This window comes from Pseudomonas allokribbensis (genome assembly GCF_014863605.1).
Lineage (GTDB): Bacteria > Pseudomonadota > Gammaproteobacteria > Pseudomonadales > Pseudomonadaceae > Aquipseudomonas > Aquipseudomonas allokribbensis.
The window spans coordinates 864,131-889,182 of sequence record NZ_CP062252.1 but is presented as its reverse complement, the minus strand read 5'-3'; the positions used below and the strand labels follow the sequence as shown (position 1 = coordinate 889,182).

General features: G+C 59.2%; 19 protein-coding genes and 2 pseudogenes. 9 read left to right on the top strand and 12 right to left on the bottom strand.

Annotated elements, in window-relative coordinates; all coding sequences use genetic code 11:
• The first annotated feature begins 15 nt into the window (after positions 1 to 15).
• From IF199_RS03895 to IF199_RS03885, 3 genes and pseudogenes are all read left to right on the top strand, one after another.
• Positions 16 to 2,598: a nucleoside triphosphate pyrophosphohydrolase gene (locus IF199_RS03895; RefSeq protein WP_192559735.1), complete on the top strand. Its 2,583-nt coding sequence runs from the start codon at positions 16 to 18 to the stop codon at positions 2,596 to 2,598.
• 446 nt (positions 2,599 to 3,044) lie between these two features.
• Positions 3,045 to 3,528: pseudogene (locus IF199_RS03890) on the top strand (isochorismatase family protein).
• Between the two features lie 138 nt (positions 3,529 to 3,666).
• Complete coding sequence (locus tag IF199_RS03885; protein ID WP_192559734.1) at positions 3,667 to 4,035, top strand: DUF6124 family protein; 369 nt, start codon at positions 3,667 to 3,669, stop codon at positions 4,033 to 4,035.
• Positions 4,036 to 4,130: 95 nt separating this feature from the next.
• Here IF199_RS03885 and IF199_RS03880 read toward each other — a convergent pair whose 3' ends face one another.
• Positions 4,131 to 4,709 (bottom strand): GNAT family N-acetyltransferase, encoded by a 579-nt coding sequence (locus tag IF199_RS03880; protein ID WP_192559733.1) that lies wholly within the window; start codon positions 4,707 to 4,709, stop codon positions 4,131 to 4,133.
• 156 nt (positions 4,710 to 4,865) lie between these two features.
• Here IF199_RS03880 and rimJ point away from each other — a divergent pair, with 156 nt between their 5' ends.
• Positions 4,866 to 5,453, top strand: coding sequence for a ribosomal protein S5-alanine N-acetyltransferase (gene rimJ, locus IF199_RS03875; RefSeq protein ID WP_192559732.1), 588 nt, complete (start codon positions 4,866 to 4,868; stop codon positions 5,451 to 5,453).
• A gap of 30 nt (positions 5,454 to 5,483) precedes the next feature.
• On the top strand, positions 5,484 to 6,959 hold the full coding sequence (locus tag IF199_RS03870) for an ArnT family glycosyltransferase (RefSeq protein WP_425220353.1): 1,476 nt from the start codon (positions 5,484 to 5,486) through the stop codon (positions 6,957 to 6,959).
• Positions 6,960 to 7,024: 65 nt separating this feature from the next.
• Here IF199_RS03870 and IF199_RS03865 read toward each other — a convergent pair whose 3' ends face one another.
• Both IF199_RS03865 and pmrG read right to left on the bottom strand, forming a co-directional pair.
• Entirely contained in the window at positions 7,025 to 7,846 is an 822-nt protein-coding gene (locus IF199_RS03865; protein ID WP_192559730.1) for a phosphatase PAP2 family protein, read from the bottom strand.
• On the bottom strand, positions 7,843 to 8,514 hold the full coding sequence (pmrG, locus tag IF199_RS03860) for a lipopolysaccharide core heptose(II)-phosphate phosphatase PmrG (protein ID WP_192559729.1): 672 nt from the start codon (positions 8,512 to 8,514) through the stop codon (positions 7,843 to 7,845). Before pmrG ends, IF199_RS03865 begins: the two co-directional genes overlap by 4 nt.
• A gap of 253 nt (positions 8,515 to 8,767) precedes the next feature.
• On the opposite strand from pmrG, the pseudogene IF199_RS30565 reads away from it, so the two are divergent.
• From IF199_RS30565 to IF199_RS03850, 3 genes and pseudogenes are all read left to right on the top strand, one after another.
• Positions 8,768 to 9,781: pseudogene (locus IF199_RS30565) on the top strand (methyl-accepting chemotaxis protein); the annotation flags it as partial.
• 42 nt (positions 9,782 to 9,823) lie between these two features.
• Positions 9,824 to 10,687: a methyl-accepting chemotaxis protein gene (locus IF199_RS30560; protein WP_371858302.1), complete on the top strand. Its 864-nt coding sequence runs from the start codon at positions 9,824 to 9,826 to the stop codon at positions 10,685 to 10,687.
• Positions 10,688 to 11,152: 465 nt separating this feature from the next.
• Positions 11,153 to 11,536: a DUF6124 family protein gene (locus tag IF199_RS03850; protein WP_192559728.1), complete on the top strand. Its 384-nt coding sequence runs from the start codon at positions 11,153 to 11,155 to the stop codon at positions 11,534 to 11,536.
• 107 nt (positions 11,537 to 11,643) lie between these two features.
• Here IF199_RS03850 and IF199_RS03845 read toward each other — a convergent pair whose 3' ends face one another.
• The 7 genes from IF199_RS03845 to IF199_RS03815 form a co-directional block, all read right to left on the bottom strand.
• Complete coding sequence (locus tag IF199_RS03845; protein WP_192560904.1) at positions 11,644 to 11,838, bottom strand: FitA-like ribbon-helix-helix domain-containing protein; 195 nt, start codon at positions 11,836 to 11,838, stop codon at positions 11,644 to 11,646.
• A gap of 488 nt (positions 11,839 to 12,326) precedes the next feature.
• Positions 12,327 to 13,700, bottom strand: coding sequence for a DUF1329 domain-containing protein (locus IF199_RS03840; protein WP_192559727.1), 1,374 nt, complete (start codon positions 13,698 to 13,700; stop codon positions 12,327 to 12,329).
• A 31-nt stretch (positions 13,701 to 13,731) separates the two neighbouring features.
• Positions 13,732 to 15,690, bottom strand: coding sequence for a DUF1302 domain-containing protein (locus tag IF199_RS03835; protein ID WP_096818761.1), 1,959 nt, complete (start codon positions 15,688 to 15,690; stop codon positions 13,732 to 13,734).
• A gap of 45 nt (positions 15,691 to 15,735) precedes the next feature.
• Positions 15,736 to 17,025 (bottom strand): phospholipase C/P1 nuclease family protein, encoded by a 1,290-nt coding sequence (locus IF199_RS03830; RefSeq protein WP_192559726.1) that lies wholly within the window; start codon positions 17,023 to 17,025, stop codon positions 15,736 to 15,738.
• Positions 17,026 to 17,141: 116 nt separating this feature from the next.
• Positions 17,142 to 18,710, bottom strand: a complete 1,569-nt coding sequence (locus IF199_RS03825) for an FGGY-family carbohydrate kinase (protein ID WP_192559725.1) — start codon at positions 18,708 to 18,710, stop codon at positions 17,142 to 17,144.
• A 20-nt stretch (positions 18,711 to 18,730) separates the two neighbouring features.
• On the bottom strand, positions 18,731 to 20,326 hold the full coding sequence (locus IF199_RS03820) for a glycerol-3-phosphate dehydrogenase/oxidase (protein WP_192559724.1): 1,596 nt from the start codon (positions 20,324 to 20,326) through the stop codon (positions 18,731 to 18,733).
• 5 nt (positions 20,327 to 20,331) lie between these two features.
• Entirely contained in the window at positions 20,332 to 21,927 is a 1,596-nt protein-coding gene (locus IF199_RS03815) for an FAD-binding oxidoreductase (RefSeq protein ID WP_192559723.1), read from the bottom strand.
• A 211-nt stretch (positions 21,928 to 22,138) separates the two neighbouring features.
• Here IF199_RS03815 and gliR point away from each other — a divergent pair, with 211 nt between their 5' ends.
• Entirely contained in the window at positions 22,139 to 23,167 is a 1,029-nt protein-coding gene (gene gliR, locus IF199_RS03810) for an AraC family transcriptional regulator GliR (RefSeq protein ID WP_192559722.1), read from the top strand.
• Here gliR and IF199_RS03805 read toward each other — a convergent pair.
• Both IF199_RS03805 and IF199_RS03800 read right to left on the bottom strand, forming a co-directional pair.
• Positions 23,164 to 23,532: a glyoxalase superfamily protein gene (locus IF199_RS03805; RefSeq protein ID WP_085734057.1), complete on the bottom strand. Its 369-nt coding sequence runs from the start codon at positions 23,530 to 23,532 to the stop codon at positions 23,164 to 23,166. The two genes, gliR and IF199_RS03805, sit on opposite strands and share 4 nt — an antisense overlap.
• Positions 23,533 to 23,596: 64 nt before the next feature.
• The gene (locus IF199_RS03800; protein ID WP_192559721.1) at positions 23,597 to 25,009 is read right to left on the bottom strand and encodes a hypothetical protein; all 1,413 of its coding nucleotides are present in this window, start codon (positions 25,007 to 25,009) and stop codon (positions 23,597 to 23,599) included.
• Positions 25,010 to 25,052 lie beyond the last annotated feature (43 nt).

Here is a 25,052-nt window from a genome sequence, read left to right as displayed (position 1 = left end):
TTCGATAGGACGTGTATGGCCAATCCCTCTAAGATGCCATTAACTCCAGCAACGCAGCTTGTGTTAGTCGACGGTAATAAAGTCATAGAGTTAGCCCCACCTCAAATCACTGTAGAAATGATAGGCCTGAAAGCATATGGCCTTTGCTCGGTCCCAGCGGTGTGGACCCTACCATTTTTTGTGATTTGTGGCTCATCAACAGCCTCTGAAGAGGCTGTTGATCAAGCGCTCCGCGATGTAAAGTTTAAAAGCAATGAGCAGGTTATTGTTAGGTCAAGCGGAGTCGCCGAATCTATAGATGACCGTGGTTCTCTCGACTCATCAGAATGTGCCCCGACCGCTATTTTAAGTACTATAGAAACGTTACGCGATAAAATCCGAGATACACACCCGAATATAAATATGTCCGATATTCATTGGATTATTCAGGTATATGCTCAAAGCCATCTGAAAGGCCACCTATCAAATGAGCGGCGCTTAAGCGAACACCTTAGAGATTGGGTCGCAGAAGTCGAGGCTACCGAAAACACCCCGTCCCAGCTCCATAAAATACCTCTGCGAAAATGGCGCGACGCACGCCCTCTAGAAATAAAAAAACTAGACTACCCATATCGATACAACTGCTTAGAGGGCCTTAAAGATATTGCTCACTGGGCACACTCGAGAGCAATCAGGGTACATTTCGAGTGGGTTTGGAACGGAAAACAAATTTATGTTGTTCAAGCTGATGAATGCGAAGACTTCGCGCACGGCGCTGACCCCACTAAGTTAACCACCTCCCAAACAGTGGAGGCCATAAACTTCGCACCAAAAGTGTTCAGGGTCGCCACAGAAACTGATTATGAGCAATATGTAAAATTAGCAAATGCGAAGCTATACCGAGAAATTGGCTATACCGCTATTTCATTTTATGTCCTGGACTTAAAATCCGAGCTAGACCAGATCTTGCGTACCGGCACCTGCAGCCAGAGTTTAAAGGACGATCTGCTCCGCCTAACTGAGCGTCCGCTCGTAATAAGAACCGATGGAGCTAACATACCTGCGTCGCAGAAGCAAATGTTACCAAGAAGTAACGAACTAAGAAGCCTAGCCAGTGCGCTAGACTGGCTAACAACCGTATTCAGAAATAAAATCAACGAATTGGATCTAGCTGATAGCGGGCTATGCCTCATCGCTCACCACTTCATCCCTGCATCAGCTTCCGCGTGGAGCCAAGCCCATCCAGATAAACGTCGTGTAAGAATCGAATCCCTCTGGGGACTTCCGGAGGGCCTATACTGGTACGCCCACGACGTCTTCGATGTCGACACAAATTACAACTCCACAAAAAACCTTAAAAAAACCCCAAAAAAGTTATCCATCCGCGAGAGGCTAAGATATAAGGGCCGCTTCGTAGCACCTGATGAAAATGGCGAATGGGTGGTACACGATACTGCCGCGGGCTATGACTGGAAACGAAGTATAAAACGTACTGATTGGATCGAGGAAATTGCTTGGTCATCTCGAAGAATAGCAGAGTCAGCCGGCAAGCCAGTTGTCATCATGTGGTTTGTGGACATTCCGAAATCCACAATGAAGCATGCTGTTATACCGTGGTACCATGAAGATTGGAAACATGAAGGCGAACTTCCAAAAGCTGCTCCTAGAAAAAAACTTATGAGCTCAGAGGAGGTAACGCTCCGAACTAAAGCAGACTGGGATAATCTCATAAGCATTTGTCATGCCGGTAAAAATATAGCACGTGTATTGATAGACCCGATTGAACCGGACCTAGTCAGAGACCAAAGATTCGCTAAGGATCTAGCGGAGTTAGCTCATGAAAAAGGTTTTGTAGTCGAGCTTGCCGGCGGTGTGTTGTCCCATGCTTACTATATGCTGACTAGCTCAGGGTGCCGGGTCGAATGCGCAGACTTATATGCTACAGAAGAAGGCGAACTGGAGTTTAACAAGTTAGTCAGAGACAAAATCCCAGACAACATAAATGCACGCGGAGAAGAGGTTAAGCTTTTAAAGCTTGAAGGCGAAGCTTTAATCACCTCACTTAAGAGAAAAGTAGTTGAAGAGGCCCTTGAGGTTCTTGATGCCAAAACCAGTATTGATATTATTGAAGAGCTAGCTGATCTTAGAGAAACCGCCGCAGCTCTTGCTAAAATTTTAGGTATCACCGAGAAGGATATCGAGGAAGTAAGAAAAGAAAAGTTCTCTAAGCGCGGAGGATTTGACAAAGGCCTGATGCTTGAAAAAACAGCCTTGGCCTCATCGCTTAGCCAAATGCCTGGAGATGATGATCCCTTTGCACTAGCCAAGCCTCATATAGAAAAAACCGTATCCCAGGCAGAGCAACTCCCATACTACCCGCACGACATACATTCAGACAAAAGATATGATAGCCAGGGAACGTTTGAGCGACAATTTTCATTAGCACTTCCCGCGCATGGTGAAAACTTTCGTCCGCCCCGCGTTAGTTTCTCACTAGAGTCTGAAGACAAATCAAAACATGAATATATTTTGGAGCTCCAGATGGAGCGAAAGGGTGCCGACTTACGATGCAAGATACGCATCATAAATGCTCCAACCCAGATGGCATTAAAATTCTAATATCCATCCCATTAGTCATGCCACACACTATTTCAGTCGGGTGGCCGTCAACCATCTAGAGCAGGATCTAGACAATAGCGGTCCTGCAACCGGCCGCTCGTAGGGGTTGGTCACTGAGTATGCTTAGAGTGCAGCATCGGGATGCGACATTGACCACGATGCCCTTGGGTAGCCTAGGGTATTCAGGGAGGTTCCGGGCCTAGCGTGAACCCTTCTGAGAGACTCCAGCTGCCTAGCGCGACAGGGGCTAGCAAGTGACCACTTCGCATCTATATTTCTGATCGGTATTCCAAGTGGTATCCCACCGAAAAATAACTATACGTAATTAGTTTTAAAATCAGAAAGTTATGGGAGCCGTTCAAATTACCCCGGCCCACCAACTTTCAACGACAAGGCCCGCCCAGTGCGGGCCTTGTCGCATCTGGAGATTCATCCCGGGAGACCTCATGCGCCAAGCACTGCTGATCATCGACGTCCAACCCTGCTTCTCCCCGCCGCAATGGGCTAATCGACGACATTCAATCGCTGATCGGCAAACTGCCAAGCGTCGCCACGGTCGAGCGCCATGATGAAACCAGCACACCGTTCCAGCGTCAGCTCGGCTGACATCCGGCGGCGGACGATGACAGCCTGATCGCCGCAGACCGCATCTTCATCAAATACGGCTACGCGCCCTCCCCGGACACAATCGAATACCTGAAAAGCCTGAATCTGGATCGCGTGCTGGTCTGCGGCCTGCAAACCGAAACCTGCTGCCTCGCCGCCGGGTTTGCGCTGTTCGATGCCGGTTTGCAGCCGACGCTGCTCACGGATCTGACGGTGGGTTCGTCGCTGGATCGTTCTGGCGGGCTGGGTGTGCGGTTATGGGAACATCACTTCAAGCACACGCTGACATCGGATGAACTCCGCTCCTGCCTGCAGGCGTCCTAGGAAATTTCCCGCAACACGCGTCGAATTCCATGAACTGGTTCAAGATGCTTCCAAACGCTAGTCTTCGCGCTCCGCTGCAACCCGGCAGATGGTTTACCAAAGGAATTCGCCGGGAGCCTGAAACCATGGAGTCTCGTCATGAAAAAAGACACCCGAAGCCTGCCTGATCAAACACTGCCTCACGAAACCAAATCGAAAGAACCGGCTGTGCTCAACCAGCCTCAGCAATACGTGAGAAAGCCGCGTCGAACCCTGCCTTTCAACGAGATTTTCTCCGTACGCACCGACGTGGACACAGCCACCCTGCTGACCCATGCCTGCGAAACCCTGGCGGCGCTCAACATGGTAACGGCCAACATCGCCGATGATTTCACAGGCTCTCAACGCAGCCGGTTGCTGGCGATCCGGCAGCTGTCGATCATGACCGAAATGCTGGTCAATCGTGCCGTGGAGAACCTGGATCCGGCGAACCTCGTGCCCCCTACGACAGAGCCTGTCGTGCACTGAAAAACGACCGCTCGTCGATGACGCAAGTCGTTCATCGACATGAACTTTTCTTCACCCCGACGGCGGTGATGGCCGTGTACATTGCCCTCGCTCATTCAAGAAACTACGGTTCGCCCGCTCTCCTGCGGGCTTTTTTTTGCCCGGGATTTGGCGGCGAAGCGATACACATAGGTGTCTTGCACGCCGTGGTGCAGCGAATGCCGGGCCTGGGGATGAACCCGGATCAACAAGAAACCTGCAGCAGCGGCCAGACGCTGACTGCTCAGGTTGGCAGAGGATGTGGTCAGGTAAAACGTGGCATCGGGAAATCGGCCCAGCACTTGAGTCAGCGCGGCAGACATATAACCCTTACCCGAATGTTCAGTGTTGGCCCAATAACCAACGACGTAACGATTACGTCCCCGCGGTTTCAAGCCGATGCAACCGATGATCGCCGCCCCGTCGGCAGCAACGATGAAAAACCTGCGCTCGCCGGTTTCGCTGTCGAACTCATCACGAGCCTTGTGCATGAACTCCAGGGCCTGCGCCTCGGTGGTGTGCGCACGGGCCCACGACAAAAACTCCGAATGCTCCGGGTAACTGACGTTCAGCGCTTGCTGAAACGCAAGGTACAACGCCGGATCCGGGGATCTGATGAGCAATGCCTCGCCCCCTGCCTTTAACGCAAACTCCATCGCATCCTCCTTGAAAACGCCTTCGCGCACGACAAGCCCATACCTGACTGTGCAGCGAACGGCGCAAATTTATAGAACGAATCAAACCACCCGCGATTTGTATTTTCCTGCCTGCCGGGCAATTCTGGTGATCAATTCCGAGACCCGGAGCGCCCGATGCCGCTGTTGACCCTGCCCTGCCAACGCCTGACGCTCGCGGTGCTCGACCCGGATCAGGCGCCTCTGGAAAGCGATTTCTATCAACGCAACCTGCGCCATCTCGCCCCGTGGTCACCGATTCGTACCACCGACTATTTCTCTATCGAACAGATCCGCCGACGCCTTGAAATACAGGCCAGCGCTTTCGATGCCGGGCTGGCCGTGCACCTCGCACTGCTGACTCCGGACGGTCAGCAAATGATCGGTGCCTGCAACTTCAGCGGGATTATTCGCGGTGCGTTCCAGGCGTGTTATCTGGGTTATCACATCGATGCAGCCCATCAGGGTCAGGGTCTGATGCAGGAGGCGCTGGAGTCCGCCATTGCCTACATGTTCGAGACCCAGAACCTGCACCGGATCATGGCCAACTACATTCCCGGCAATGAACGCAGTGCACGGTTGCTTGAGCGCCTGGGGTTCAAGAAAGAAGGCTACGCAAAGGCCTACCTGAACATTGCCGGACGCTGGCAAGACCATGTGCTGACGGCTCTGGTCAATCCGCAATTCGAAGCACCGGACCAACGCTGGTCCCGTCGCCTTGCGTGAGTTTCACAATTTGTTAAGCATTGGCGAAGTATGCTCACGCCTCTCGCCCCTTCCGGTTATCTGAAACCTATGTCGTCGCGTGCCGCCATTTCACTGTTCCTGCTTGCCGCCCTGCTGTTTTTCTTCGCGCTGGGTAACCATCAATTGCAAGGCTCCACTGAGGCCCGCGTCGCCGGCATCGCCATGGAGATGCACCTGGACGATGACTGGGTGACGCCCCGTCTGTTCGGCGAACCGTTTCTGGAAAAACCACCGCTGAGTCTGTGGCTGGACGCCGGCGCCATGCGCGTGTTCGGTGTTTCGCCGTGGGCGGTGCGACTGGCATCGGCGGTGGCTGGCCTGCTCAGCGTGATGCTGTTGTACGGCATGCTGCGGCGCTTCGAACGGCCGAAAGCGATCGCGTGGACAGCGGGCATTCTGCTGGCGACCATGGCCAGTTACTGGAGCAACGTGCGCGGGGTTGGCGAGGATGCCTTGCTCGCACTCGGCGTGACCACGGCACTGTTGGCGTTTTTCCAGGCGCAACGAGCATCAACCTTCGGCAATTCGTTGCTGTTTGCCGTCGGGATTGCCATCGCCACGTTGAGTAAAGGTGTACTCGGACTGGCGATGCCGGGGGTGGTGATTTTCGCCTACCTGCTGGCCGACAACCTGATGGACAAGCGCTTCAAACTGACCGACTGGCTGCGGCCGGGATTGCTGACATTGGTCGGGCTGATTCCGCTGCTGATCTGGCTCGCGGTGCTCTATCAGCACGGCGGCGCCCAGGCAGTCAGAGAAGTCTTGCTGACCAACAGTCTCGGGCGTTTCAGCGGATCGTTCGTCGAAGCCGGACACTATGAGCCGTTTTACTACTACATCGCCAAACTGCCCGAAGCGTTCCTGCCCTGGAACATTCTGGTGTACCTGGGGCTGTGGCACTTCCGTAAACAATTGAAGGCCAATCGTTACCTGCTGTTTTTCAGCCTGTGGATCGTTGCGCAGTTCATCATGCTGACCCTGGCGTCGAGCAAACGCACGGTGTACCTGATGTCGATGACGCCGGCGGCGGCGGTGATCGCGGCCGAATATGCGGGCGTATTGTTCGAGAGGCTGAAGGAACGTAACAGCGGTTTTGTCGGATGGATCGCCCGTCATCGTCAGACAATCGCGGTCGGCTTACTGACGGTTGTGATCGCCTGCTATCTCGGCGCCGCGCAATGGGCCCTGCCAAACGCAGACAAGGAATTGTCGTTCCTGCCACTGACCGAACATATCCAGTCCCTGCAAGCCAGCGGCCATCAGGTCGCGCTGTTCCAGGCCAACGAACGGGTCGGCGGCGCCAGCGTGTTCTACACCCAGAGCGTCCTCAAGGGGCTGGACACCGATGCGCAATTGAAGGATTTCCTCAGCGCCTCGCCTTCCAACATCGCGGTGATGTCGGGGGACAGCGAACCCGCCGCCCCGCTGAAAGTGCTCAAGACCATGATGGTCGGGCGCCAGGCGTACTATTTCGTAGGTTATTGAAGCCTCGGTAGCACCAACAAAAAACCCGCCGATGATGGCGGGTTTTTCATTTCAGTGGCGACGCTTCAGAGAGAAACCTCAGGCTGTGCACTGAACACCTGTCGCTCACGCTTGCTCAACACCGGCAACTCCAGACGAGCCCGTCCATAAAACGCCAGCGCCGTCAGCAAACACGCCAACCAGACGAAGATACCGGCCCAGAACGTGTGGGACATGTAGTGCCAGCCCTGCAGAACCCGCGTCGTGCCGTAGACGAAACCGAGCAACAGCGAGCCCCACAACAAGGCGCTTGAGAAGCGCCACTGATAACGGCGCGCGACAAAATACAGCGCCAGCATGGTGAACCCGCCGGACGCATGCCCACCCGGCCAGCAACGACCGTCACTGGCTTCATGGAACAGCTGGAAATTGCTGTACCACTCGATGTGAGCCATTTTGCCGCCGTACAGTGTCGTCTCGATCGGGCAGTAAACGCTGGTGTGGGCCTTGAGGAAGTGAATAACGCCGGTACACACCGCAAAAGCCACCACCACAAACAGAAAGTCCCGGCGATGGTCAGCGGTAAAACGCAGTACCGGCGCCACTTTGCAGCGCTCCAGAAACCCGCCGAGACGCGGACGCTTCTGCGGATTGACCAACGGCCAGACCACCGACAGCATCGCGCCGACCAGCGCGATTTCAGCGGTCCAGTTCGGGATGATCCGCGCCCACTTGTGGGTCAGCTTTTCAAAGAAGTGAATCTTGTCGAGCGGGAAGGTGTTCGTCAGCGGATCGAACAGCAGGTTGCTGAAGGCGATGTCGATGTGAGTCATGTCGAACATCAGGAACACCACCGCCGCACAAAACAGCGGGATGCCGAAGTTGTAAGCGTAAAAGCGAGAAGTCATCGGGTGGTCACCGTACGCCAGTCAGAGGCCTCGACGAAGCCGAGCATCTTTGGAGCCGCCAGGCTGGCAGCGGAAACGAACAGCGAAGAACCATAACCGAGGGTCGAGGCCGGCACCTTGAGATCTTTTTCCAGCTGCGCCATGCACTCGCTGTGGGTAACCAGAATCAGGTTACGCCCCGGGACCTTGTGCGCGAGCGCGTCCTGCAACATGCGGCCCTTGCAACTGATCAGCCAGTCTTCGCCGGCCGTCGCCCGGTTGAACATGTAACCGGCGGTCTGCACGGTGCGGGTCATCGGGCTGTTATAGATGTCGGCGTTGTTCAGGCCCAGGCGCTCGAATTGCGCACCGACAGCAACCGCGACACTGCGCGAACGGTCGGTGATGCCGTCATTGCCGCTCAGGCACGGCGCCGGGGAGTGATCGCAGCGCTCGACATGGCGCACCAGCACGATCATGTCGCCCTTGGCCCAGCCGGTCGCCAACGCCTGCGCGCCGGCGACATTGCCGTGGGCGAGGTCAGGCACCGCCGCCGGGGCGAGCAGCCACAAGGTCAGCGGAATCACCAGTGCCGACACGGCCAGAACAACCCCGGCGTTTCGAAAGCGGGCCCAACCACTCAGCTCGATCGAGCGTTTGACGCCGAACAGACTCAGTCTCAATTCCACAAAAATTCGCCTCGCCAGCGTATATCACTGTCATTTGATGCGGCGAAGGTACAGACGCCCCCGTGGGCAGCCAGTGAAAGTCATGTGAAAAAAGTCTTGGGATCCCTTGTTACAAATTCCGTCGGACAAAATCCTTTCAGCTCCAGGATTTGCGGCCGATACAGTCCTGCTAACACCCTTGCTGGCTCAAAAAAACAACAATCTTCCAGCCTAACCGACGATCAAGAAGCACAACGTTTCTGGAGGAATTGTGATGAATAGCTGGTTCGGCAACATCAGCGTGAACCTCAAACTGGGGCTGGGATTCGGTCTCGTCCTGGCCCTGACCTGCATTCTGGCCCTGACGGGCTGGACCAGCCTGGGCGGCCTGATTGACCGCAGCAACTGGATGAGCGACATCACCCAGCTCAACTCTGGCCTGACCAAGCTGCGCGTGGTGCGCCTGCAATACATGCTGACCAACGGCGACGAAACCGCCGCGCAGAACGTGCAGACCACCCTCGACGGTTTCGCTGCGCAACAGCAGGCGCTGATCGGCAAGTTCAAGAGCCCGGAAAACGTCAAGTTGCTCAAGGCGCAGGCGGCGACCATCGCCGAATACCAGACGTCCCTGAACAAGATGCGCAACGCCTACCGCACCGGCAACACGGCGCGCGACACCATGAGCGTCAATGCCGAGACCGCGTACGACCTGATCGAATCGATCAGCACCCGCGTCCAGCAGATGGCCATGAGTGAACAGCGTTTCGAGCAGTTCCAGGCCATTACCGCCGCCAAGGAAGCCTTCATCCTGGCGCGCTACGAAGTGCGCGGCTACACCGCCACCACCAACGCCGAGACCGAGCAGAAAGCCGTCGGTCAGCTGGACGTGGCCATCGCCAGCCTCAAGCAACTGAACGCGCATTTCGCCGACACCCAGCAAGACGCCCTGCGTCAGCTGGAAACCGCCCTGACCAACTACCGCAGCGCGTTGCAGGCTTACAAGAACGCCAACACCGATGCGGTGCAGGCACGCAAGGAAATGACCGATCAGGGCGCCACCATCGTGACCCTGAGCGAGCAGATGTATCAGATCCAGCTCGACCGTCGTGACATGGAAAGCGCTCAGGCCCGCACCCTGCAACTGATCAGCACCCTGCTGGCCTTGCTGGTCGGCGTCATCGCTGCCTTCATCATCACCCGCCAGATCACCCGTCCGTTGCAGGAAACCATGGCCGTGGTGGAGCGCATCGCCAGCGGCGACCTGAGCCACAACGTGATCGTCACCCGCCGCGACGAACTCGGCGTGCTGCAACAAGGCATCGCGCGCATGGGCGTGACCCTGCGCGACCTGATCAGCGGCATCCGCGACGGCGTCACCCAGATCGCCAGCGCCGCCGAAGAACTGTCGGCCGTAACCGAACAGACCAGCGCCGGCGTGAACAGCCAGAAGATCGAGACCGATCAGGTGGCCACCGCCATGCACGAGATGACTGCCACCGTGCAGGAAGTCGCGCGCAACGCCGAGGAAGCCTCGCAAGCCGCAGCCGCCGCTGACGGCGAAGCCCGCGAAGGCGACAAGGTGGTGAACGAAGCCATCGCCCAGATCGAGCGTCTGGCCAGCGAAGTGGTGCGTTCCACCGAAGCCATGAGCGTGCTGCAACAGGAAAGCGACAAGATCGGCAGCGTCATGGACGTGATCAAGGCCGTGGCCGAGCAGACCAACCTGCTGGCCCTCAACGCCGCCATCGAAGCCGCCCGTGCCGGTGAAGCCGGTCGTGGTTTTGCCGTGGTCGCCGACGAAGTCCGTGGCCTGGCCCAGCGCACACAGAAATCCACCGAGGAAATCGAAGGCCTGGTGGCCGGTCTGCAGAACGGCACGCAACAGGTTTCCGCCGTGATGAACAACAGCCGCGCCCTGACCGACAGCAGCGTCGCCCTGACCCGCAAGGCCGGTTCGTCCCTGGAAAACATCACCCGCACGGTGTCGAATATCCAGTCGATGAACCAGCAGATCGCCGCAGCCGCCGAACAGCAAAGCGCCGTGGCCGAAGAAATCAGCCGCAGCATCATCAACGTCCGCGACGTGTCGGAGCAGACGGCAGCGGCGAGTGATGAGACGGCCAAGTCCAGTGTTGAACTGGCGCGGTTGGGTGGGCAGTTGCAGCAGATGGTGAGCCATTTCCGCGTGTAAACCCTGCACACGAAAGCCGATGTACAAAGAAGGGCAGCTGACAAGCTGCCCTTCTTTTTTGTCCTGAAATTGCCATCTTCAGGAATTGGATGACGGGTTCTGAAACGTAATTACACGCGGTTGGCGATGGGTGTTTAAGGACACGCGGTGATACGTCCCGAAGCCCACAAAACCTTGCGCCGTTGCCTACGGCTACGCCAGAATCCGCCGGCTTGTGCGCCTTGGGCTGGCTGCGTAACTTGATTGCGTCACTGATTTCCAGTGATCGAGCTTAGCGGCTCGGTTGTATCCTCGGTTGTACAAGTACGATCCAGTCAGGCACTCGCCTGCACTTGATGGTGGCTGTGCGCATGGCATCTTCGGATGCACCGGGTTTGGATGCTTACCGGTCCGCTAACTTGCGCACAGCTGCCTCCCTTTTGCTTAGCGGCGAAATGGATGCAGCCTCATAAAAGGTAAACATCCATGTTCAAGGTAACGCCAAACCCACCGCTCACCGAACCCACAATCATCCCGGATCCTGCATCCCCCTACGAATGCCCCGGTTCGAAACGCTTCAACGAAGCCGCCGAACGCGCCCTCGATTATCACCTGGGCCCACTCAGCGCCCACATCATGGCCGCGCCCTACAAACCCAACACCCTCTATCAGGCTCACCCCGAAGCCAACACTGAATCCCTGCTGGTGGACGCCAGCGAATCCCTCGGCTCCGCCACCGTCATGCTCAACAATCATGTGGCGCTGGTCGAGGGCAGCCACCGCAAAACCCTGCAAGGCATCGCCCAAATCGTGATGATCGCCGAAATGGCCGTTAACCGTGCGCTGGACAAGGTCGTGCCGACAGATTGATGCGGGAGGTGGCGAGTGCGGTGCACTCGCCATTTTTTGCGCCCTGTAAAAAGCCCGCCGCCACACTGGTTTTGGTGTGGCGGCGGGCTTTTTGTGAGCGGTGTTTATCAGCCGCTGAGGTTTTCTGAACGTGATGGCAGATCGAGTTCGACACCACCCATGTCGCCAAATCGATTGTGTATCCGAGTACCTAACCCGCCGGCTCGATCAACCGTAGCCAACGCGTTCTCCAGAATCTGCCGCGCTTCGTCTTCCATGGAATGGCCGTTTTGGGCGGCAGCGATACGCAGTTGCTCTGTCATCTCCGACGGAGAGGGATAAGGAATCAAAACGGTTTCAGTCTCGTACTCATACACACGATCAGCCACCAACTCTGCAAATCGTGCCGCTGCGTGATCTTCACTGTCAGCATGCGAGTAGAGCTCATCAATCAGCGCCATTCGCCCTTGCAAGTCAGCATCGCTCTTTATCGAGTCATGACAGGCAGATAACAGGTTTTGAAAATTTGTTACCTGATCGCCGAGCTCACCAATCATCTGTGCGATATCAGCTCTGGAGGCATTGGGTTCCATTGATTCGGGCATATTGCGCTGCATGCTTTCGCCTTCATTCTTATTCGAGGGCGAAATCTATCTCGGATGCTGTTCTGGGTTCAGCAGCTACTTCGTCACACTTTATTGCGCAGTTAACCGATGACTGAATCATCGGCGCGCTGGCTCCGCAAAGAGCTACTCCCTCACTCCGCCCACTCTCGAAAGGGTGAGGGAGAAAGGGAGCTGATTCCCGTCGTTTACCGCGTCCCCCGCTGCCGCAACGCCGACGGCATGAAGTACGAATCCTCCGGCACCGGTTGCGAGAAGTCGACGGTCGAGGCCTCTTCGTTATCCAGGTTCTGCACGTAGTACCGACGGGCCTGCAAGTCGTGGAAGACGTCGAGTGCGCTCCAGGTGGTGGGCAGGTCGTAGAAGTTTTTCAGGTAGGCCATCGACACGCGCCACAACTCCCCTCGCCCGTCGTATTGATCCACGAGTGCGGCGCCCCAGCTGTCTTCGTCCAGGAACAGCACGCGTTTGGAGTAGATATGCCGTGCACCTGGTTTGAGTGTGCCTTCCACCACCCAGACCCGGTGCAGCTCGTAGCGGGTGTATTGCGGGTTGAGGTGGCCGGGGGTGAGCAGTTGGGCGTATTTCACGTCGGGACTGCCGACTTTGTAGTTGTTGTAGGGGATGTAGATTTCCTGTTTGCCTTTGAGCTTCCAGTCGAAGCGGTCCGGCGAGCCGTTGAACAGGTCGGTGTCGTCTGCGGTGCGCAGGCCATCGGAGGAGGCGATCGGCGTGTCGTAGGCGAGGTTCGGTGCGCGGCGGACGCGGCGTTGGCCGGCGTCGTAGATCCAGGCCTGACGGGCGTCTTTGAGCTGGTCCAGTGTCTCGTGCACCAACGCTGCACCACCGGCGAGGCGTGCCGGGCTTTTCACGAAGGCGAGGTAGTAGAACAGGATGTTTTTCAGATCGGCGAATTGACCGCCCGGGCGGTAGTAATTGAAGAAGCCCTCTTGCTGCGAGGTCACCAGCGCGAAGCTGCCGTTGCGCTGCACAGGTGCTTCGGAGGCGCGGCGGACCACGTAGATGCCGCGATAGCGAGTGATGTGATTCCACAGCACTTCGACACCATCCTTGGGTACCGGGAACGGTACGCCGCCATAGGCATCGGCGAACCCGCTGCCGCCCTCCAGCAACTTGGCCGAGGTCGCATTCTTCAGGGTGTTGTCATACAGCCACTGCGGCGCCGAACCGGATCGGCGCGAGGGATAGACCGGCATCTGGAAGGTGTCGGGGTAGCTGTTGAACAGCGCGATCTGGCCGGGGCTGAGGTGCGCCTTGTACTGGTCGAGATTGGCCTTGGTGATGGTGAACAGCGGTTTGTCCGCCGCGTACGGATCGGGGTGATGCTGGCCGGGCTTGTAGCCGGCCGGCGCCTGGGTGATGCCGCCGGTCCAGGCCGGGATGGTGCCGGCCGCGTTACCGGCGCGCTCCGCGCCCATGGGGGTCAGCGAGGTTTTCAGTTGTTCGGCCTGCTGGGGCGAGATGGCGGCCAGCGTACTTGCAGCGGTCAAACTCAAAAGCAACGCCAGTGTGGTCTTGGTCAGTCGTGATGCAGGAAACATGTTCGTTCTCCGAATTCAAAAACCTGTGGGCTCACAAGAAATACTTGAGGTTGAAACCGACGTTGTCGCGGTCGCGAATGCCGTTGTTCTGCCCGCCACCCCAGAACTCGGTGTACTGCAGTTCGGCTTCGAGCTTGTTCTGGTAGTTGGCCTTGACCCCCAGCGTGTAGGCCTTGCGACCTTCGATGGCATTGCCGGCCTGGTAGCTGTTGCCCTTGAAATCGTCCTTGTAGACGACGTAGGGCGAGACGTTGATCCCGGCGTACACGTCGTTCCAGGTACCGTTGAACATCACCGTGTAGCTGTAGGAATTGCGGTTGACCTGATCGTCGCGATCACCGCCGGACACGTACGAAGTGTTGCCGGTGCCGGCGTAGTAACGGGTGCTGCCATCGTAGGCGGTGTATTGCAGGCTGCTGCCGCGCAGATGCTCGGAGGCCAGTTCGAAGATGCCGAACATCGAGTCGAACGACAGCGTCGGGCCGAAGTTGTAGATGCTGCCCAGCGAAGTGTTGAACGCTTCCACCCGCTCGGCGTTGTTGATCTGGCTGTCGAGGGTGACCATTTGCCCGCCGACGTTGATGGTCTTGCCGGACACTGCTGCGGCAGCACCGTTGGCCAGATCGCCGATCAGATCGTTGGTGGCCGCGACGCCGATGGGCAGGTTCGGTCGATAGGCCACTTCACCGAACACCGAGGCATTGCCCAGCGTGGTGTTGAAGCTGAAACCGTACATGCGGATGTCTTCGGCATACCGCCGATGGGCCTGGATGTTGCCCATCACATCGGCGGTCGCCAGACCGTTGGCGAGAGCCCCGGCCTGACTGCCGGCAACGCTGGAGAGCATGTTGGTCAGAGCATTCATGTCGATGCCCTTGTAACCGCCAAGGTCAGCGGCGATGGTCGGCTCCTTGGCGTGGTAGTTGACCATGTACAAGCCGAACTCGGTGCTGTTGAGCTCTTCGGCGATGTAGCGAAAGGCAAAGCCGAACTGGCCGTCATTGCGCGCGTTGTAGTCCTTGCCGATCGACGCCACCTTGAGGGTGTTGCCGTAGGCCGGGGTCACGCCGTTGGCGTAGAGGCCGGTGGACTTCAGCGCCGGGCCGAGCAACGGGTTGTTGCCCAGTGCGCTGTACAGACCGATGACATTGCCAAACCCCGGCACCGGCGTATCAAGTGCGGTGCCGCTGAAGTTGTTGTAAGCGGTGTTGCCGCCGTCGGCGAACAGGTCGGTCTGCGAGTAGAACGTGCCGACCGGATCGATGCGGGTTTCTTTCCAGTTGGTCTGGTAGAAGCTCTCCATCGTCAGGCTGTCGGTCAGGCCGATGTTGAAACTGACCGCCTCCACCGGCATCAGCACTTCCTTGACCTCGGCGCCGGGCAAGCGGTACTTGGCGGCGTCCACCGGGTTGGTGGTGTTGACCCCGCCGCGATAGAAAATCCCCTCGCCCCAGTTGAACACCTGACGCCCCACTCGCGCGGTGACCGGCATTTGCGCGACGTCCCAGCTGCCATGGACGTAGGCGTCGAGCATCTCGATCCGGCTGCCGGCGATGTCGCGGGTCTGGCTGGTGAAACGGTCGTCCTGGGGATAACTCTGGCTCGGCTGCGACGGGCTGTTGTTGTGGTAGTAGTCGTTACGCTTGTCCATCAACTGGGTGTCGTAGAACGCGGTGCCGCGCAGGAACATCCCGTAGTTCTGGTAGTTGGCTTCCAGCTCCGAAGTGATCTTGTACACCTCGGAAACCAGCCCGGTGTCGAAGTTGCGATTGCCGTCGTTGGTGTTGACGTCATCGTTGTTCTTGTCCCGGCCCTGCACCCGCCACAAGCGGCCATAGGACAAGGTCGTGTCGAGCGAGCCGGTGACCTGATTGTCCAGCACGCTGAACTCGGCGGCCTGCACCGCGTCGACTGCGCAGAGTTGCAGCAGCCCTGCCAAACCGACACCGGGGAGCGCTACGCCAGACAGGCGCAATCGAGTGTTGATCATCTGTTCCTCCTTCCCTGTTCTTATTGTTGTGTGTTGCCGCGATGCTTAGGGCGCCAGCCCCGCACGAACATAAATCCGGCTGTGGGCGCCGAAATGGCCGAGCAATTTGAGCAATTGCCGATTGAGTTCCGGGTGCTCGAAGGTCTCGCGCTGCAACTGATTGCCCGCGCTGAAATCGCTGGTGACCGGCGCCGTTTCCAGCCACTGGCCGATGGCTTCATCGAAGGCGGCAGAGTCGTCGACGGACTCGGCGCTCACCACTTCGCGCAGGTAGTCCACGGAGTACGGCGGGTAATGCGCGTCCCCGACGGCATCGGCGTAGGCGTCGAGCATCGGATGCGGCTGACCGGCGCGCAGCACACGGCGCAGCCAGGTCGACTGGTATTTCTCGACCTCCATGTGGCGGGTCGCGACGCGTTCGATGGACGCCTGTTTGTCATCCGCAAAACCGGCCAGCGCCTTACCCTCCAGCAGCAGAAGGCTTGGCAGTTCGACGCCCGGCAATGGCTTGGCGTGATACGGCTGGGTCAGGTCCTGAACGTGGTGCAGGCCCCAACCGAGAAAGCGATAACCCCAGTAAGGATGGCCGCTGGCAAACGCCAGTCGCGCCAACCCCATATATTGATAGGCGCGCCAGTCCGGCCAACTGCGCTCGAGAAATCCGGCGGCCGCGTACACCACCGGGCTCTCATGGAAGAAGCCCATGTGGAACGGTGCCTGGGAGCTGTACTGGAAGCGCGCATCGCCAAACGGCTGCGGGCCGAAGCCGTACATCGCGGCGACTTCACCGGGGTTGTCGCTGAACAGATTGATGTCGTGGCCGTAATCCGGCTCATCGGCGGCGCTGGCCAGCACGGCCAGGGGCGCGACTTTTTCGTGATCGGCTACGCGGATGAAACGCTGGCGATTCCACGGCGAAAGCGTTTGCTCCACCATGACCTGATCGGCCTGCAGATGCTCGCGCTCCGGCAGGTCCTTGCCCGGCAACGGCTGGATGACCATCGCCAGATGAATCTGCGGGTTGATCCGCAGCGCGGTGAGGAAGTCGTGGCGCAGATTGTCGCTCGGCTCGGCGGGCAACTTGAGGTTGTCGGGGCGCGGCGGGTACTGGTTGAAATGCTCGCGGGCGAAGCGTTCCTGCTCATCGAGCAACGCGGCGATGGCCGGATATTGCTCGGAGAGAAACCGCTCCAGCGGTTCGACTTCAACAGGTGGCGCATCGCGCAACGCCGGCAGGTCCTGCAACGCCAGGTAGCTGCCCACCGTATGATTCGACCAGCCCCACGCCGTCGGGACCATTCCACAAAGCAGCAGCAGGAGGAATGTCAGCTTCATTGCTTTTAGTTCTTGTTGGATGTGCTGTGGGGGATGAGCCTAACAACCGACCTCGCCCCTGACACTGTCCAATCTCACCAGAAAAGTTCTCCGATAGCGCCACGCGTGCTGTTCTTTCAGGCCGGGTAACCGGTGATCTTGCGGATGCTCTGGTACAACGGTTTGAGCTGTCGATACATGCGCAGATAGACGTCCTTGTACAGCCGCTCGTAGACCTGCTGCGCCTCGGGTTGCGGCTGAAACACCGCGCCAACCCGTGTCATCGCCGCAATTGCTGTGGGGAAATCCGCGTGTAGCCCCAGCCCGACCGCGCAACAAATCGCCGCACCCAGACCGGACGCTTCATAGACGTGCGGACGCTCCGCCGGCAGACCGAAGATGTTCGCTGTGAGTTGCATCGCCGCATCACTTTGCGAGCCACCGCCAGCAACACGTAAACGGGTGACGGAGATCTTCGAGCGCTTCTCGATTTTCTCCATGCCCTGACGCAACGCATAGGCCAGGCCTTCGAGGATTGCCCGATAAATATGCGCGCGGGTGTGCACATCGCCGAAACCGATCATCGCGCCTTTGGCTTCCACACCCGGTTCGCGAATCCCCGGCGACCAGTACGGTTGCAGCATCAACCCCATCGAGCCCGGCGGCACCGCATCGACCAGCGCATCGAACAGTTGTTCAGGCTCGATACCCTGCTCCTTGGCCTGTTGCATTTCCCGCAGGCCGAACTCGTTCTTGAACCAGCTGACCATCCAGTAGCCGCGATAAATCATCACCTCGCAGTTGTACTGATCCGGCACCGCCGACGGGTACGGCGGAATCAACGGGACGATTTCCAGATAGCGCGAGCGGGTGCTGGTGATCGTCGCCGTGGTGCCGTAGGACAGGCACACCGTGCCCGAGTCGACGACGCCGGAACCGAGTACTTCACAAGCCTTGTCGGCCCCCGCCGCGATCAGCGGAACGCCTTCGGGAATGCCGGTGTGGCGACTCGCTTCGGCGCTGATATGGCCGAGGGTTTCACCGGGTTTGTGCAAGGTCGGCAGTTGCTCGGGACGCACCGCCAGCGCCTGCCATTTCCAGTCACGCGGCGCCGCCCAGCGCAGGCGCTTGAAGTCGAACGGCAGGTAACCGACGCAACAACCCACCGAGTCGACGAAGCGCCCGCACAGGCGATGCGTGAGAAACCCCGAGAGCAGCAGAAACTTGTCGGTCGCCGCCCACACGTCAGGCTGATGGCGAGCGATCCAGTTGGCTTCGGCCTGGGCGCGAAAGTAATCTACGGTGGCCTGCGCGCCGGCCAGTTTGAACAGCCAGCCCCACGGTCCCTTGATCCCGCCTTCGACTTCGCTCTGGCGCTGATCGAGCCAGAGAATCGCCGGGCGCAACGGCTTGCCCTGGGCATCGACGTTGATCACCGTGCCGCGCTGGGTGGTCAGGGAAACGCCGGCAATCTGCGAACGATCGATGCCGGTTTGCGCCCACACCTGCTGGCAGGCCTCGCCCAGTTTCGCCCAGTAATATTCCGGATCCTGCTCGGCCCAGCCCGGCTGCGTCGAGTAATAGGCCTGCAATTCAACCTTGCCCTTGCCGAGCAGATTGCCCTGCAAATCGAAGAGCAGCGCGCGCACGCTCTGGGTGCCATTGTCGATGGCCAGCAGGTAACGCTTGTTCGGGTGGTTATCCATGGAGCTCTCTTCGAGGGGCATCACTGCGCGATTTCCGGCAGGCCGTGATGGCGTTGCCATAACGCCTGGTAGCGTTGCTGTTCCTGTTGCCAGCGCTCGTCGTCCCAACCCAGTCGTGCTTGGCAGAGTCGGCGAATGGCCGGGAAATAATCCGCGCCGCCACGGGGCAGCAACAGGCCCAGACGGGTTCGGCGCAGCAGCAGGTCATCCAGGTGCAGGACCATTTCCGCTTCGCAAGCGAAAGCCAGTTCCGCCCACAAGGTGTCGGTGGCGCCGACAGTGTCGTGGCCCAGTTCGGCGAGCAATTGCGCCAGTCTCGGCAAGTCCCGGCCATGTCGCCCGGCCAGACGTCGCCACTGACCGGGGCTGAGGCCGGGGATTGTCAGTGGCGGCACGGCGGCAAATACCGGCGCGGCATCGTCATCGAAGGAACGGCCGAGCATGTCGGCGCACGCCTTGAGCACTTCGATGGCTTGCGGGCGGAACGTCGTGAGCTTGCCGCCGGCCAACGTGACGCAGCCTGGCTCCTGCCACAGCACATGTTCACGGGTTTCGTTCGACGGTTTGTCTTGATGCTCACCCGCCGCACTGCCCACCACCGGGCGCACGCCCGACCAGGTTGAAAGTACGTCGGCCGCTGTCACCTCAGCGCCGGGAAACTGCTGTCGGCAGGCGGCCAGCAGATAGTCCAGTTCTTCGCCGCTGATGCTCGCGCTCTGATCCAGATTCTCGCGATGATCGAGGTCCGTGGTGCCGACCACCGTGGCACCCTCCCACGGGAAAACGAACACAGGACGCCGATCCTGCTCGTGCATAAACGTAAAGGCCTGCGCCACCGGCAAGCGCCAGCCCGGCAGCAACAGATGACTGCCGCGCAACGGGCGCAACTGGCGCGGTGCTTCGGGTGGACGCAAGCGTTCGGCCCAGGCGCCAGTGGCCACCGCCAGCACACCACATCGTAATTGCAGCGACGAGCCGGCCTCGCAATCTTCGACCTGAACCCCGCACACCCGCCCGTTTTCACGCAGCACATGTTCGACACGCACGCCGTTGAGCACCACCGCGCCGTCGGCCCGTGCTTCGCTCAACACGCGCATTACCAGCCGCGCGTCATCGGTCAGCGCATCGACAAAACAGGTGCCGCCGAGCAGGTCATTTTCTTTTACTCCCGGAGCCAGATAACGCAGTTGCTGCGCGTCATGGAAACGATGATCTCGGCGCCCGGCCAATGCGTCATAGATCGATAACAGCCCACCCAGCACCCGAGGCCCGGGAAAACCGCCGCGATAGTGCGGCATCATGAAGCTCATCGGCTCCACCAGCCCCGGCGCTTCGTCGAGCAGACGCTGGCGTTCGCGCACCGAATCGCGTGTCAGTCGCCACTGCCCCTTGGCGATATAACGCAAACCGCCATGAACCATTTTCGAAGAGCGGCTGGACGTGCCCCAGGCAAAATCTCGCTGCTCCAGCAGCAGGCAGCGCCAGCCACGGCGCGCGGCTTCACGCAGGATTCCGGCACCGCTGATGCCGCCGCCGATCACGATCAGGTCCCAGGTTTCACCCGCCAGTGTCGGCAGGACCTGCTGGCGCCATTCGGCGTTCCAGTCCGCGCTCATGGCGGTCACTCCTGCAACAGCGTGCCGGGGTTCAGGCGCCCGGCCGGGTCGAAGTGCCGGCTCAGCGCCTGCAAGGTGTCCATCGCCAGCTCGCCCTTTTCGCGCGGCAGGTACGGCGCGTGATCCTTGCCTACGCCGTGCTGGTGGCTGATGGTGCCGTGGTTGTCGACGATGGTCTGGCTGGCCGCGTGCTTCAGGGCCTTCCAGCGGGCCAGCGTCGCGGGATAGTCCGCCGCCGGGCGAAACACGTAGGTGGTGTAGATGCTCGAGCCTTCGCCGTAGACGTGGGACAGATGCGTGAACACATGAACCCGCTCTCCTTCAGCCGCGAGGGCATCGCGCAGGCTGTTTTCGATCAGGCTGAGCAGGTTGTCGACGTTGCTCCAGTCGGTGGCGGTTTCGAGGGTGTCGACCACATAACCGGCGTTCCACAGATTCTCGCGCAGGTAGGGAAAACGGAAGCGGTTCTGCGCCCACTTCTTGCCGAGCAGTGTGCCGGTGAACACCCCGCCGAATGCCTTCAGGTGCTGGCGTGCCTGGCTCAGGGACAACGCATTCTGCCGGCGATTGCCGGTCACGCCGAAGGTCAGCAGGCACTTACCTTCCCCCGCTCCGCGCAAACTCAGATACTTTTCCAGCCAGGCGATCTGCTGCGGATGGCCGGCCAGCGCCAACTGGGTTTCGGTTTCCACTGCGTTGGACAAACGCAGCATCGACAGCGGCACCCGCGCTTGCGCAAGTTGCTGAATGGCTTGCAGTGCCTTGCTCCAACTGGGCAGAAACACGCCGTAGAAACGCTCATCGGCCGGCAGCGCGCTGACCCGCACCTTGACCTCGGAAATGATCCCGAAACGCCCTTCGCAACCCAGCACCACTTCACGCAGATCCGGGCCAGCCGCCGACGCCGGGAAAGTTGGAATTTGCAGGGGCCCGGCAAAGGTTTCCAGCGTCCCGCCGGCGAACAGTTGCTCGATCCGCCCATAACGCAGCGATTGCTGGCCACTGGAACGACTGGCCACCCAGCCGCCCAGCGTCGACAACTCCCACGACTGCGGGAAATGCCCCAGCGTGTAGCCACGGGCGCGCAATTGACTTTCCACCTGCGGCCCACTGGCGCCGGGACCGAAAGTCGCCAGCAGGCTTGGTTCATCGAGGTCGAGCAGACGATTCATCCGCGCCAGAGACACTGTCACCACGGGTCGAGCAGAGTCGGGCGGATTGATGTGCCCGGCCACCGACGTGCCGCCGCCGTAGGGAATCAGGCACAGGTCCTGCGCCTGGGCGAGCGCCAGCAACTGGCGGATGTGTTCAGCGGTTTCCGGGAACGCCACGGCGTCGGGATAGTTGCCCAGCGCACCTTCGCGCAATGCCAGCCAGTCCGGCAGGCTCTGCCCCCGGGCATGCAGCAGACGGTCATGGGCATCGATGCTGTACAACGCGTGCTCCGCCAGCCGCGAGACCGGTACGCGGGCCATCGCCGCTTCAAGCGTCGCATCGGGCAGCGCTCGGCCCTCCCCTAGTCGCTCATGGAGAAAACTTGCGCCCTGGGCCGGCAGTTCGACCACCGTTGTTGCATCTCCCCAGCCGTTCCAGCGTCGCATGCGTGTGTCCTTCTGTGCAGTCTGATCAGTGAGATTTCAGGCCCTAATACTAGTCAGCCGGCCGAAAGTGTCACGGTCGCATCCGGCCAGTTCGAGTAGCCAATTGAGTCAAACGTCGCGCAAGCGTCAGCCATTTACTTTAGTCGTGGATTCAAATTACCTTTCAGGGCGCTCATCCGCCCACGGCGGCCTCGATCAAGGGAATACGGTCATGCAATCGCTCGGCTTCACCTCCGTTCCGCCGCTGCTCAAGTACCTGCGCCACGCCGAACATCTGGGCATGGCCATCGAGCCTGCATTGGCGGCGGCCGGGTTGCAGGCGCAGCAGTTGAGCGACAACAGCCTGCGACTGCCGGGTGAAACCCATGAACGGTTGCTCGATTATTTCTGCGAACACTCGGGCGATCCGCTGTTCGGCCTCAATGCCGCGAATTTCGTGCTGCCCAACTCCTGGAGCGTGCTGGGCTACATCACCATGAACTGCGCGACACTGGGCGACGCCATGAGCCGCATCATGCCATTCGAAAAACTGGTGGGCGACATGGGTGTGAGCCGCGCCGAGGTTCAGGACAGCCACGTGCACCTGATCTGGAGCTGCCGCTTTGAGCGCCCGCGAATTCGCCGGCATCTGGTGGAAAACGTACTCGGTTCCTGGCTTCAATATGCGCGTTGGATCGCCGACACCCAATTGTCGCCGGCCGCTGTGTGGCTGGAGCACTCACGTCCGGCGGACGCGACGCTGGAACAGTACGAACAGTTTTTCGAATGCCCGGTGCTGTTCGATCAGCCTTACTCCGCGCTGATCGTGCCGTTACCGTATTTGCAGTTGCCGTTGCGCCAGGCCGATGCGCATTTGCTGCGCACCTTGGAAGAACACGCTCAGAGCCTGATGGCGACGCTGGAGGACGCGTCGCTGGAGCAACGGGTCAAAAGCATCCTGCGCCAGTTGCTCAAGGAAGGCCTGCCGCGCAAGGAACAGGTGGCCGAACATCTCGCCGTGTCCGTGCGCACGCTGCAACGCCAGTTGCATCAGGCCGGCACCTCGTATCAGCAGATCCTCGATGACTTGCGCCAGGAGCTGGCCGAGCATTACCTGTTAAACAGTACGTTGCCGATTCAGGACATCGCCCAGTATCTGGGCTTCACCGAACCGCGCTCGTTTCACCGCACGTTCAAGAGCCGGCGTGGCATGCCGCCCGGTGAGTTTCGGCAGACTCACCGGGTAGCGAACGACAGTTAGAGACTGATCGCGTTGGTGAACACCAGGCGATTGCCGAACGGATCGGCGATGGTCATGTCCTGGCTGCCCCACGGCATGGCCTGAATGCCCGGGTGCGAAAACTTGTAGTTCTTCGCCAGCAGTTGCTGCTGGAACGCCTCCAGTTCATCGGTCTCGATTCGCAGGGCCGAACCCGGTGTTGCATCGCCATGATGCTCGGACAGGTGCAACACACATTCGCCCCGGGAGACTTGCAGGTACAACGGGAAACCGGGTTCGAAACGGTGCTGCCAGTCGATCTTGAAACCGAGGAAGTCGACATAGAACTCCAAGGCCTTGGCTTCATCGAAAATCCGCAGGATCGGGGTGGTTTTACCGAAGCTCATGGGCATGTTCTCGCGTATGGGATTCGCCCGCCTGAGGCGGGCGTGTCAGGTTCAAACGGCCTGCTCAGCGCACTGTCTTGAGCGTGAGGTCATGGTAGTAGTGGTTGTTCTTGTCGGTACGGGCGAAGAAAAAGTAGCCGTAGTCCTGCAGGTAGTAATACGCATCCACCCGGCCGTACTGATCATTTTTCTGCTGGCAAGAAAGTTCTTTGGCCCCGCCGCTCAGCGTGGCATTGAGTTCATTGGCAGACAGGTCACGAACCACCGTGCATTCATTGCGGCGAGTGATTTCGCCAAGCTTGCCGATCACCGAATTGGACGTGCGCAGTTGCATGATGTAACCCAGCTTGCCGTTGACCGGCATGTGCTGCCAGTCACCACTGAAGCTGAGCTCCTCCACGCTGGAGCCGTCTTTCATCGACGACGGCTTGCCCACGCCGAACTCCGTTTGCCTCACCAGCTCGAACAGCCCACGGAAGGTCACGCTGTTGCCCTCGTAGCCGTTGCCCGTCAAGCGCTGGGTCGACTGGCCACTGACAGCGTCGACACCGAGGAAACGTTCCTCGCGCATGTCCTTGGTCGTGGACTCGTAAGTGGACTTGCCTACCACTTCCACGTAGCTCAGAGGCTTGCTGACCGGGGTCATGTTCAGGTTCTTGATCGCGGAAAGTACCTTGTCGGATACCATCGGCAAAGTCGTCGGCTGGGTCTTCTTGGCACGGGGTACGAACACCGGCAACTGCGCGATGGATTGCGGCTTCTCACAGGCCAGTTTGAACAGCATCTCGTAGTCGTCGTTGCTTCCGGCAATTGGCTGGGCGGCCAGCGAAGTGCGGTCCTGGCCGTCGGTCACGGTGTTGTCGACATTGAGGTCATACCCCCCGATCGGACGGAACACCTGTTTGGAACAGTTGACGGCATAGTGCTCACGCTTTTGTGCATAAGGCGCGTTGTAGGGCATATCGAACGCTACATACGGATTGTCGTACGCGGCCCAGAACTTCAACTCATTGCCTTCGGTCTTGAGGCTGTTGCGGTCGATCATCACCCATTGCTGTTCGCCACTGCCCTTGACCACACGCCAGTCCGCCTGTGGCGTCTGCGCGCAGGCACGAATGAAATCAGGGTGACGCTTGAACGTCGGATACGCCGACGCAGGAATCGGCAAGCCCACGCTGTACTCGCGGCCATTGCCCCCCAGATAGCGACGCACGGAACTGGTCAGGTACAGAAGGCTGCCGCGATCCGCCGTGCAAGAGGCTTCAAGTTGCGCGAGGATCCCTGATCCCGCTTGAGCGTTGCCTGTGTCGCTGGTTTGAAAGCTCAAGACATCGCCTTCGCGAATGATCGAGTCCTGCACGATCGGACGCATCAGGATGCCCCCTGTTTCAGCCTGGGAGGCGGCGGTTCTGGCTTGCGGGGTGACGGCGCAGCCAGTCAACAGGGTGACGGCTACGAGCAAACTGACGCGATACATGAAACTCCCTGGGCGACGTACGCCAAATCCACTGGATGTCAGC

Excerpts from the sequence above, each read along its gene's own strand:
- rimJ (WP_192559732.1), top strand. The coding sequence starts at position 4,866 with ATGCCGCTGTTGACCCTGCCCTGCCAACGCCTGACGCTCGCGGTGCTC.
- IF199_RS03835 (WP_096818761.1), bottom strand. The coding sequence starts at position 15,690 with ATGATCAACACTCGATTGCGCCTGTCTGGCGTAGCGCTCCCCGGTGTC.
- IF199_RS03845 (WP_192560904.1), bottom strand. The coding sequence starts at position 11,838 with ATGACAGAGCAACTGCGTATCGCTGCCGCCCAAAACGGCCATTCCATG.
- IF199_RS03865 (WP_192559730.1), bottom strand. The coding sequence starts at position 7,846 with ATGACTTCTCGCTTTTACGCTTACAACTTCGGCATCCCGCTGTTTTGT.
- IF199_RS03815 (WP_192559723.1), bottom strand. The coding sequence starts at position 21,927 with ATGCGACGCTGGAACGGCTGGGGAGATGCAACAACGGTGGTCGAACTG.
- IF199_RS03825 (WP_192559725.1), bottom strand. The coding sequence starts at position 18,710 with ATGGATAACCACCCGAACAAGCGTTACCTGCTGGCCATCGACAATGGC.
- IF199_RS03840 (WP_192559727.1), bottom strand. The coding sequence starts at position 13,700 with ATGTTTCCTGCATCACGACTGACCAAGACCACACTGGCGTTGCTTTTG.
- IF199_RS03885 (WP_192559734.1), top strand. The coding sequence starts at position 3,667 with ATGAAAAAAGACACCCGAAGCCTGCCTGATCAAACACTGCCTCACGAA.
- IF199_RS03880 (WP_192559733.1), bottom strand. The coding sequence starts at position 4,709 with ATGGAGTTTGCGTTAAAGGCAGGGGGCGAGGCATTGCTCATCAGATCC.
- IF199_RS03895 (WP_192559735.1), top strand. The coding sequence starts at position 16 with ATGGCCAATCCCTCTAAGATGCCATTAACTCCAGCAACGCAGCTTGTG.
- IF199_RS30560 (WP_371858302.1), top strand. The coding sequence starts at position 9,824 with ATGGGCGTGACCCTGCGCGACCTGATCAGCGGCATCCGCGACGGCGTC.
- IF199_RS03800 (WP_192559721.1), bottom strand. The coding sequence starts at position 25,009 with ATGTATCGCGTCAGTTTGCTCGTAGCCGTCACCCTGTTGACTGGCTGC.
- IF199_RS03830 (WP_192559726.1), bottom strand. The coding sequence starts at position 17,025 with ATGAAGCTGACATTCCTCCTGCTGCTGCTTTGTGGAATGGTCCCGACG.
- IF199_RS03820 (WP_192559724.1), bottom strand. The coding sequence starts at position 20,326 with ATGAGCGCGGACTGGAACGCCGAATGGCGCCAGCAGGTCCTGCCGACA.
- IF199_RS03850 (WP_192559728.1), top strand. The coding sequence starts at position 11,153 with ATGTTCAAGGTAACGCCAAACCCACCGCTCACCGAACCCACAATCATC.
- IF199_RS03805 (WP_085734057.1), bottom strand. The coding sequence starts at position 23,532 with ATGAGCTTCGGTAAAACCACCCCGATCCTGCGGATTTTCGATGAAGCC.
- gliR (WP_192559722.1), top strand. The coding sequence starts at position 22,139 with ATGCAATCGCTCGGCTTCACCTCCGTTCCGCCGCTGCTCAAGTACCTG.
- IF199_RS03870 (WP_425220353.1), top strand. The coding sequence starts at position 5,484 with ATGCTCACGCCTCTCGCCCCTTCCGGTTATCTGAAACCTATGTCGTCG.